Here is an 8,926-nt window from a genome sequence, read left to right on the forward strand (position 1 = left end):
ATTCCACACCCACTTTTGCAACACCTTGCTTCCATGCTTTATCAAAACGAAGCCTATCATCATTTCGGTTATTTATTAAAAAAAGCCACCTTATTCTGTCAAATAGTAAATTACTGAAACTCATGCTTATCGTTTATCTCTTTCACTGAATTATCTCTACTGTTTTGAACTAAATTAAGATGAGGTTCTTCATTGACTTCTTCTATAATCAATTTAGGCAAACTTACTCTAATAAGATCCATTATTTCATCAAGCGCATTTAATATGCCTCCTCGCTCTTCTAAGCTCGAAGAATACAAATCAATTTTTTTATCTATTGTCTCAGAAATGAGCTTATAACAGTCACCTAATGAAAATAAAAATTTTACTTTAGTTTCAAGATCTAATGATTTAAACATGATTTTTTCCTCTATTGTTATTGAAATAATTCTTCTATTGTTTCCTGCATTTCGTCCTGACTTGGTTTGGCATAACGAAATATTTCTTTAATTGATACATTACCACTCAGCTCCTGGGCAAAATGCACTCCGTGCTTATCCGTTACTTTCTTTAAGAAAGTATGCCTTAATTGATGCGGGGTAAATTTGAACTTTTCCTGCTCAGGCAGAAAAGCCAAGGCTTGTTTTAATACCCGCTGGCAAATTCGATACACATCGAGTGTCTGCAGGCGCGTTCCGTATCGCGTAATAAATAAAGGCTCATCCTCATCGGTTTCACGGGTTTGCAGATAACTATCCAGATATGCCCTACTCTCTTGGGGTAACGGAATTTTTTGGCTCACTCGTTTCGACTTATGACGCAATACGTTATGAAGTCCTTTTTGGCGATATTGACTAATATTTAAAGACACCACTTCTGATTCACGAAGTCCTGTGCCCATCAGCAGATAAAATAGAGCCGTTTCCATCAGAGGATTTTGGTTTTTGCGAGTACAGCTTTTAATGCGCTGCTCGCAGGCCGATTTTAATCTCATGAGCTGGCGCGAGGTTAAGCCATTCCAATCCGGCGCATCGGTTTGTAAATTTTTGACTTGTGCTAAAGGGTCACCTGCTAATAGTGGACGTTGTTGGTGAAGCCAACGACCGACATGACGAATAGTGGCCATTGTTCTATTTATAGACGTTGCTTTATAAAGCTTGCCTGTTTTTTCAGAAATCGTCTTACTTAAATGTTTCTGAAATTGTTTACTAACTGCCGGCGTCCAACTGTCCACTAAATCATGCCCTACTTCCATTTGAAAAAATTGAATGAATTTCACCAGGTCTTTTTGTTTTGCTTGTTCCGTTTTTTCAGGAGCCCCTTTCACATGCACTGTATAATAATACGACAGCCATGCCGAAAGTGAATTGGTATCAAAATGAACAGCCAAGGGATGCAAAATCTTATCTATCACAAACTTTTGATTTTTCGAATTTTGGGCGTCCAGTAAATTCATAGGGTCTCATTTTTGTTTTTTTACCATTATACCCTGTTTGTGATAGATAAGGTACGTTATCTAGCCCAAAGTAGATCGGATAATTAATTCCAGGACATAAGATGAAAAGTAGCCTTTTTGTGCTACAATTAAAATACAATGATTCTTGGTAATAAAAAAATGAAAACAGCAACCGTTCGAGCGCGAGTAGAACCTGAGTTAAAAATAGAAGTAGAGTCTGTTTTAACTGAATTGGGATTATCCGTATCAGAAGCGATCGAATTATATTTGCGTCAAATTAAATTAGTGCATGGTATTCCTTTTGATATTCGTCTGCCTAACGAAACAACGCAAGAAACATTTGAGGCTACTGATAAAAAAGAAAACCTTAATTATTATGAAAATGCCGAAGACATGTTTAAACATCTTGAGAATTAATGCATGCTTCGTGCTATAACCACAAAACAGTTTGAAAAAGATATGAAACTCGCCAAAAAGAGAGGGAAAGAGCTTAACAAAGTTTTTACCCTCATGCGTCTAATTTTGAATGAAGAAACAATTCCTCTAAAAAATCGCGATCACAGTTTGACTGGAAATTATGTGAACCGACGCGAATGCCACATTGAGCCTGATTGGTTACTTATTTATAAATTAGAAGATGAAGAAGTTATTTTTGAAAGAACAGGGACTCATTCTGATTTATTTCGTTAAATCTATTAAGGCAAGTCTCATGTCTACCAGAAATTTTAAGCAGCGCACAGAATTCTAGCTAATCTGACCATAAAAATAATATCGCATTTAGTCATTTTGGCCACGAGATAAATACTTGAATAATAAAACTGATAGTTAATAGAGTCCACCCAAAATTTCTTAAATGGCTACCCCACTACCCTTGTCTGCTCATTGTTAACTGATTCAATCCATTATTAACGCAAGGTCTTTTTTTGAATGGATGGCGTTTTTCTTTGGGTAATCGCAGTCCCCATGGAATAATAAGTGTAGTTGTAACACCAACCATTACTGTCCCGATAGATCCTGTAATAGCAACCAAAAAATTTGCCCATATTTGAATAAAAACCACGATAACGTGAAAAAAAGACGCCATAGATAAAAACCTAAAAACCATATTTTGAGGCATTATATCTATCATCAATCGCCTGTTCAATTTAGCGCTTGTAAACCCAAAGTATTCGTCTTGAATAAATTAGGCATCATCATTTCTATGAATATTTTTAATTATTAAAAAACGGTCCGGCTATTGTAAAAGATGTTTAAATATACATTAGGCAATGTTTCTTGTAGTATACCTTCAATTCAAATTTCCAGGAATCATTGTGGCTCATATCAAAGATTATTTACCTTCGAGTGAGGAAGAGTTAAATCAACTCTTTATAAAACAAATCATTGCCACAACACCATTTAAAATTGGTGATTGTGTAAAAATTTTGAAAAATGAAGATGAGGAAAAATGGGTTATTACTGATTTTTCAGTAACAGCAAACGGAGAACCAGCCGCATTATTAGAAAATGAGACAGTCCATACGTTTGCTCTAATAAAAGAAATTCAATTCAATCAGCATTAATCTAACATCATGCGCGTCTTCTGAATCTATTAAAAACATCATTGTATAATGATGTTCTTAATACTTTGATTGTGAGTTGCGTTTTTGATAAAACAAGATCACTTCTTCATGCGACTACATAAAATATCTTGATACCCTCTCAAAATGGTTCGTTTTTTGAGAGCGCCAAATCCATTATATTTTTAGTTGTTGGTAAGTAGGCACAAAATATTTTCATAGGATATTCATAATTAAGTTGATACAAAGTATCATTATTATTAAAATGATACTTTGTATCAACCAGGTTTAAAAAATGCTACTAAAAAAAAGAAAATCTTATAATCATCTTTTAATCCAATTAAAAAAGGAAAAAAATATAACGGCAGATAAACTAGCAGAAATTGCTGATGTAAATATTGCAACCCTAAATTCATGGCTTGCGAATCCAAACACAACTAAATGGCGGCGCTTGGATAAAGTACAATATTATATTATTAAGTCACGCTTAAATTTTCATTCCAAAACTAGTTATGATGCAAAAGATAATATTCTACGTTTTCTGCATGATATTGAAATTGGGTTAAATATTGCATTCAAAAGTGCATCATTGGGAACTCCTATCTCAAAATATGAAAAAAAATTTATAACGCAGGCTAAGGACATGCTTCAGTGTGTTCGATACGGAATATTGGATTTAATTCCCGCAGATAAAGAAGAAAGAGAGTATTTAAACTCTATTCAACAAGAAGAGCTTGATGAAGCTACGAAAAAAGAAGAAGATTTCTATTTTGAATTTTTATCTTCTATAAATAAAAATGAAGTATTAGAGTTACATTACATACAAAACAAGTCTAGCTTTAGCATAGCTCGTTTAATAAAATTCCCTGTGCGTTTTGTAGAACGCCTTATTCGTGAAGATAAAGAAAAATCTTCCGAAATTTATGTTATTAATTCACTGGATTAATTACATATAAGTAGCCTTATATTCAGGTACACATTTTTGTTTTGCTTTTTTTACTGTACATAACGATAATAATTATACATGGACTCTTAAAAAGAGATTTTCGTAAAGTATCAAAAAACGACCGTTTTTTGATACTTATTATTCGATAAACCTCAATAGGGTACGTGAGAATTGCATTGCCAATTCTCACAAAATTATTGTTCACAAGCCCAAAAATCTACAGGATACTGAAAATTGGACCTGTAAGAACACCTTAAGCAACCAAGCATAGAATACGCTTCTTGTTGTGTATAATTAGCTTCTAATGTTCTTTGTATAATTAATTCATTAAGGTCGTATCTTTTGCTCTGTATATACATAGTCCAAACTTTAAAGTTATTGTTACGCACAGTAGCACGAGCTTCCTTCTTATCACCGGCTATTTGAAACATACTTGCACTCATTTGTGTGGCAGGTACGGGACATAATGTCGCCCAAGCTCCTTTAATAGATATCGTACCCATCAGTACGACCATACTCATCGCTTTCTTTTTATTCAACATAAGTGAATCCCATAAAGTTTAGATATTCTACATTCCGCAGCAATTTTATTATTTTGTTATTGATACCACAACACTTGGGTAAAACTTAATAAAGAGGTACTGATAATGTTTTTCGTTTAGGGTGCATTATATAGCTCAACGAAGACCTATTTCACCCCGATTATTTGACCACCTCAAAGGGAGAGGGCGAAAAATACCATAGAGCCTTCTTGGCGTTGCCACATCAAGCAAAATACCATAAATATCGTCAAAGAAAAGATTGGTTCTACACACTTTTAACATAATTGCCTTTAGCATGCGTTCATCATAAGGTTTGAGCATACTGGACGATGAGTGATATCCCATTTGTACTGCTACATCATCTCTAGACAAAGCATTTACCTTAATCAATCGAACATAGAATTGAGTGAAGTAATACGAAATATGAACCCCATGCTCAGGAAAAAGTAATAAACACCTGAGTAATAGCTAACCAATAATGGTGCACATAAGCTTAGATTAATAACTGACAGCACAGCAAAAACAGGATTAAAGTTATTGTCGATAATTGTTTTATAAAAACCCTCTAACCAGCTATTGGCGTTAGACAAACCAAATTCTCTTTAGTGGCCACCAGGTCAGCATACCTTGGATAATATTCGGCAGGAATTATTAATTGTTTTCCATTTTTTAATTGCACATTGAATGTCTGCTTGTTTTAATACATCTCCTGTCAAATCTGTCATAAGATCATTTTGAGTGAAACGTAATGTAATTACCTGAATGATTATCTGCTCTCAAAAATAAAGCACATCCTAACATCGAAGACATGATTGATATTATAGCGATCACTACATAAAAGATGAAACGTTTCATTTAACATCCCTCTTAATTATGATGCTAAGTATCGGTATAGCGTTGGTTTAGAAATTTTTAAAATTTTGCAAATTTCTTCTATTGAGAATGACTTGTCTTGATGCATTTGTTTAACAGCCTGAATTTTGGATGGCTCTACCTTGGGACGCCCGCCTTTTCTTCCTCTAGCTCTTGCCGCTGATAATCCTGGTTGAGTCCGTTCTTGTATCAAGCGTCTCTCAAACTGTGCCATAGAAGAAAAAATATTAAATATTAATTCTCCGGATGCCGTTGTGGTATCAATAGCGCCATCACAAAGCGATTTGAAGCCAACCTCTTTTGCCCGCAATTGTTCGATTAATGAAACAAGGTGAGCCATAGATCGCCCCAATCTGTCTAATCGCCAAACCACAAGAACATCACCACACTGTAACTGCTCCATACATTGATTCAATCCTGGTCGTTCTATTTTAGCTCCAGATACTTTATCTTTATAGATATCTTTTCTGGAACACCCAGCTCGCATTAGGGCATCCATTTGTAAGTCTAAATTTTGGTCATCCGTGCTTACTCGCGCATAACCGATCATTCTACTCATAATTTCTCAATTATTTTATTTTTAGATGGCTTTTAAATACTTTGATTATGATATGGTTTATGATAAAATTTTTCAATAAAATTAACACTAGCAAGAGATTAGTATTTAAAAGAAATTCTCAAAAAAAAGTTTTTTTAAACTAATCCTCAGCTTCAAATATCTTTTAAACCCGTAACTTCAAAAGGAATAATAATGCACCTTTACGTGGATACTCCTAGTCTTCTGGATATTTATCAATTTGATTCTGAACTACAAAAACGACTTACAGCGTTAATTGAATTAGTTAAACTGGGAAATATTTCTCTTTGGTTGGCAGATAATTCCCAAATAGAATTTAATAACTTACGAAATGCTCATCCTGAAATTAATCAAAATGGATGGCAAACAAACTACATCATTGCCAATGCGTTAATAGCCGAATTATTTTTAAATTCTGAGCGTGTCTACAAAAACGATGTAGAATCTTTTGTCATAAAAGCGTTAGAAACTCAAAGGAAAACTTGCGTTGTTTCTATAGATGACGTAGAGCTTACGAAAAACTGGAACCGTAAACATACGAGTAACCCAGTTTTCTATCCAAATTTAAAATTTATATTAAATTCATCTCCCATATTTAATCCTTAACATGGAAGGTTCCATTTCTTGTTGGTCAATAATATAAACTATACAATGACTCTTTTGTGTTCGAAAAAAAATTAGCGGCTTGTGAATCCACAATATCCTTTTTAAAAGAACGTGAGGTTGAATTACAAAAACAATGCGCTTTACTAAACGTAAAAAGTACATCGAGCAGAGTTGCAAATCACAATCGCCAACACTAATGCAAACAATCTTCAAAACAGAGTTAAAGAGTTGGAGAAACAATTAAAAACAACCGGATAAACAACTATAACCATCATTGCCCTGGAAATTTAGCCCATGTGGAATGGTTAATTGAAAAATTTACAGAACCGAAGGACGTTATTTTAGACCCATTTAGGGGCAGTGGAACCAAATCCTGTTACCCGATGCCACTCAAACAGATTAACAATGAGAATTTACTATGCAAATAGAACAACTTGAGTTTGAAAAACAACTCATCATTATTCAAAACGGCCAAAAAATTACACTCACCCCTTTTCTAACCGATGAACCTGATATCATCAAATTAGGCATCGAAGCCCCAAAAGAAATTTGCATTCATCGCGAAGAAATTTACAAACTTGAACAGGAAAAGAAGCAACAAAAAACAAGTACTGAAGAAAAACAAATCGATTACCCCAAACTAACGCAAGCAATTTTCACCGCTCTTCTTTCCATCCCTTTTAAATCAGAAAAACTCGAAAAAACAGCGAAACTCCTATTTAATAAAGACAAAAGTCTTACACCTAAGTCCATTGAAAAAATTGCCAAAGGGGAAATTCCAACGACCAATTGGGTCATCACCTGTGTGATTGATATGTTAGTTCAAGAAAAGCCTGATTCACTTAAACAGATTTTACCTGCCAAACTAGTATTTTGGCTGTGGGCAAGACCGCTATTAAATCCCAACATCAATGACAAAAAGCTGCTAGCCAAAGCAAAAAATTTGGCGTGTCCTGAACTCATTGCGCTTATCGACAAGGAAATAAAAAAGAATTTGAAGAATTAAATACGGTTAAGACCACCGCTCTTTATCATGTCTTTAACGCCTGACTGGTACACTGCTTAATTTGGGCATTGCCCAAGCTTTTCTTCGGCCTTTCGAACAGGCGTTCCGCACGCTTCACAGGCGTACAGCTAACTCAGAGGGTGGTCGTGCAGTCTCGGCAAGCACCTGTTCACTTGGGTCTGAGATTTGGAGCGCATCGGTTTCGATTTCCCCATGTACTATCTGAGCTAAGGTTTTTTCATCGCGATTGGATATAGCTCATGTAAAAAACAATAGCAGTTAATTTTTTGATAAGTTACCAATGATAAAATAACAAACATATTGTTTTATTTTAAACAGAAAAGTATGAACTTAGACGAATTAACCTTTTTTAAATTACATGTAATGATTTATAACTCTTCCGCAAAAGAAGTTTCTGAGAATTTGGTCATAGATTATAAAGTTTGTATGAAATTTATTAAAAATCGATTTAATCTAACTGCTACAGAATTAAAAAACATTCATCCAAAAAAAGCAGCCGCATTACTGGGTGAGTGGTGTCATCAACCAATCAAAAACACTCATCAGCAAATAAAACAACATTTTAAAGATCCTTTACTCACTCTTTTACAAACACCAAAATATCGATCAGGAAGACTAAGAGGCAAGGATTACGATTATCCTGCTACAAATATTGACGAACAAACACCTGATTACATAAGCGGCTATGAAGAAGGCTATACTATTAAATTACTTAACTCAAATGAAACCTTCTGGCAAAAAGGCTTCAAATTAGGCTTATTGGCTGCGTGTCTTAACAAACAAAGTCTGGAAGAAATGGAATTTATTGAATACAGTAGTTGTAATAGTCAAATCCGAGACAATCCTGGATTTATATCAGCGTTTAAACAAGGATTGGAAGATAAAAAAATTAAAACCAGCCTCTCTTTAAACTCAGACTCCTCCACAATGAATAACCATTCAAAAAACTCCTCGTCTACTACTTTTCCTGGCCAAAATCACTTTCTACAAGAATCCCCAGCAACTCTGGTACAGCGCCCGTTTCCTACCAACCCTGCTTTACCCAATCATAACTCAACTATGGGTAATTTTTCTTCCTTGGAAACAAGCAGCATTCCCTATCCCGCTCCTCAGCTTAATCATCAAGAGAGAGAAGAGAACTCACTCAATCGCCCTGCTTTCACCGCTTCAGAAATAACCCCAGACAAAAATACGTCTACTGTTGTCACCACCCAATCACCGCTGACTCGTCCTTATTCAATAAATAATTCTATCCCCTGGGAAAAAAGCAGTCTTAATAGCGCCAATGCCAATAAAACAAGGTCTGGTCAAACTCGCGCAGCCTTCGTTGCAGAGAATCCCTGCCATTTCTTCCAAAACCC

General features: G+C 35.0%; 14 protein-coding genes. 8 read left to right on the top strand and 6 right to left on the bottom strand.

Annotated elements, in window-relative coordinates:
* Window positions 1–110: 110 nt before the first annotated feature.
* Together T345_RS0110250 and T345_RS0110255 are read right to left on the bottom strand one after the other, a co-directional pair.
* The gene (locus T345_RS0110250; RefSeq protein ID WP_028389272.1) at window positions 111–398 is read right to left on the bottom strand and encodes a hypothetical protein; all 288 of its coding nucleotides are present in this window, start codon (window positions 396–398) and stop codon (window positions 111–113) included.
* Window positions 399–415: 17 nt separating this feature from the next.
* Window positions 416–1,435: a tyrosine-type recombinase/integrase gene (locus tag T345_RS0110255; RefSeq protein ID WP_028389273.1), complete on the bottom strand. Its 1,020-nt coding sequence runs from the start codon at window positions 1,433–1,435 to the stop codon at window positions 416–418.
* A gap of 159 nt (window positions 1,436–1,594) precedes the next feature.
* Between T345_RS0110255 and T345_RS0110260 the strand changes: the two genes are divergently transcribed.
* Both T345_RS0110260 and T345_RS0110265 read left to right on the top strand, forming a co-directional pair.
* Entirely contained in the window at window positions 1,595–1,852 is a 258-nt protein-coding gene (locus T345_RS0110260) for a type II toxin-antitoxin system RelB/DinJ family antitoxin (protein ID WP_028389274.1), read from the top strand.
* 3 nt (window positions 1,853–1,855) lie between these two features.
* The gene (locus T345_RS0110265) at window positions 1,856–2,125 is read left to right on the top strand and encodes a type II toxin-antitoxin system YafQ family toxin (RefSeq protein ID WP_028389275.1); all 270 of its coding nucleotides are present in this window, start codon (window positions 1,856–1,858) and stop codon (window positions 2,123–2,125) included.
* A 175-nt stretch (window positions 2,126–2,300) separates the two neighbouring features.
* On the opposite strand, the gene T345_RS0110270 is transcribed toward T345_RS0110265, so the two are convergent.
* Window positions 2,301–2,519 carry a hypothetical protein gene (locus T345_RS0110270; RefSeq protein WP_131777822.1) on the bottom strand — a complete coding sequence of 73 codons (219 nt, stop codon included), beginning with the start codon at window positions 2,517–2,519 and terminating at the stop codon, window positions 2,301–2,303.
* Between the two features lie 229 nt (window positions 2,520–2,748).
* On the opposite strand from T345_RS0110270, the gene T345_RS0110275 reads away from it, so the two are divergent.
* Together T345_RS0110275 and T345_RS0110280 are read left to right on the top strand one after the other, a co-directional pair.
* On the top strand, window positions 2,749–2,997 hold the full coding sequence (locus T345_RS0110275) for an SH3 domain-containing protein (protein ID WP_028389277.1): 249 nt from the start codon (window positions 2,749–2,751) through the stop codon (window positions 2,995–2,997).
* Window positions 2,998–3,289: 292 nt separating this feature from the next.
* Window positions 3,290–3,940, top strand: coding sequence for a hypothetical protein (locus T345_RS0110280; protein WP_028389278.1), 651 nt, complete (start codon window positions 3,290–3,292; stop codon window positions 3,938–3,940).
* 194 nt (window positions 3,941–4,134) lie between these two features.
* Here T345_RS0110280 and T345_RS0110285 read toward each other — a convergent pair whose 3' ends face one another.
* The 3 genes from T345_RS0110285 to T345_RS0110290 all read right to left on the bottom strand — a co-directional run bounded on the left by T345_RS0110285 (window position 4,135) and on the right by T345_RS0110290 (window position 5,914).
* On the bottom strand, window positions 4,135–4,482 hold the full coding sequence (locus tag T345_RS0110285; RefSeq protein ID WP_028389279.1) for a hypothetical protein: 348 nt from the start codon (window positions 4,480–4,482) through the stop codon (window positions 4,135–4,137).
* Window positions 4,483–4,617: 135 nt separating this feature from the next.
* Window positions 4,618–4,854, bottom strand: a complete 237-nt coding sequence (locus T345_RS15095; RefSeq protein ID WP_131777821.1) for a hypothetical protein — start codon at window positions 4,852–4,854, stop codon at window positions 4,618–4,620.
* Window positions 4,855–5,353: 499 nt separating this feature from the next.
* Window positions 5,354–5,914, bottom strand: coding sequence for a recombinase family protein (locus tag T345_RS0110290; RefSeq protein WP_028389280.1), 561 nt, complete (start codon window positions 5,912–5,914; stop codon window positions 5,354–5,356).
* A 192-nt stretch (window positions 5,915–6,106) separates the two neighbouring features.
* On the opposite strand from T345_RS0110290, the gene T345_RS0110295 reads away from it, so the two are divergent.
* From T345_RS0110295 to T345_RS0110310, 4 genes are all read left to right on the top strand, one after another.
* Window positions 6,107–6,538 (top strand): hypothetical protein, encoded by a 432-nt coding sequence (locus T345_RS0110295; RefSeq protein WP_028389281.1) that lies wholly within the window; start codon window positions 6,107–6,109, stop codon window positions 6,536–6,538.
* A gap of 254 nt (window positions 6,539–6,792) precedes the next feature.
* Window positions 6,793–6,966, top strand: coding sequence for a DNA methyltransferase (locus tag T345_RS15615; protein ID WP_428829175.1), 174 nt, complete (start codon window positions 6,793–6,795; stop codon window positions 6,964–6,966).
* Window positions 6,957–7,544 carry a carbon storage regulator gene (locus T345_RS14635; RefSeq protein ID WP_051555240.1) on the top strand — a complete coding sequence of 196 codons (588 nt, stop codon included), beginning with the start codon at window positions 6,957–6,959 and terminating at the stop codon, window positions 7,542–7,544. Before T345_RS15615 ends, T345_RS14635 begins: the two co-directional genes overlap by 10 nt.
* A 447-nt stretch (window positions 7,545–7,991) precedes the next feature.
* Window positions 7,992–8,926 (top strand): hypothetical protein (locus T345_RS0110310; RefSeq protein WP_169733783.1); only part of this gene is annotated, 935 nt, incomplete at its 3' end.

It is taken from the genome of Legionella fairfieldensis ATCC 49588, assembly GCF_000621525.1.
Taxonomy (GTDB): domain Bacteria; phylum Pseudomonadota; class Gammaproteobacteria; order Legionellales; family Legionellaceae; genus Tatlockia; species Tatlockia fairfieldensis.

Coding starts and splice junctions, on each gene's coding strand:
- T345_RS14635 (WP_051555240.1), top strand. CDS start 6,957: ATGCAAATAGAACAACTTGAGTTTGAAAAACAACTCATCATTATTCAA.
- T345_RS0110285 (WP_028389279.1), bottom strand. CDS start 4,482: ATGTTGAATAAAAAGAAAGCGATGAGTATGGTCGTACTGATGGGTACG.
- T345_RS0110255 (WP_028389273.1), bottom strand. CDS start 1,435: ATGAATTTACTGGACGCCCAAAATTCGAAAAATCAAAAGTTTGTGATA.
- T345_RS0110260 (WP_028389274.1), top strand. CDS start 1,595: ATGAAAACAGCAACCGTTCGAGCGCGAGTAGAACCTGAGTTAAAAATA.
- T345_RS0110270 (WP_131777822.1), bottom strand. CDS start 2,519: ATGGCGTCTTTTTTTCACGTTATCGTGGTTTTTATTCAAATATGGGCA.
- T345_RS0110250 (WP_028389272.1), bottom strand. CDS start 398: ATGTTTAAATCATTAGATCTTGAAACTAAAGTAAAATTTTTATTTTCA.
- T345_RS0110290 (WP_028389280.1), bottom strand. CDS start 5,914: ATGAGTAGAATGATCGGTTATGCGCGAGTAAGCACGGATGACCAAAAT.
- T345_RS0110280 (WP_028389278.1), top strand. CDS start 3,290: ATGCTACTAAAAAAAAGAAAATCTTATAATCATCTTTTAATCCAATTA.
- T345_RS0110265 (WP_028389275.1), top strand. CDS start 1,856: ATGCTTCGTGCTATAACCACAAAACAGTTTGAAAAAGATATGAAACTC.
- T345_RS0110295 (WP_028389281.1), top strand. CDS start 6,107: ATGCACCTTTACGTGGATACTCCTAGTCTTCTGGATATTTATCAATTT.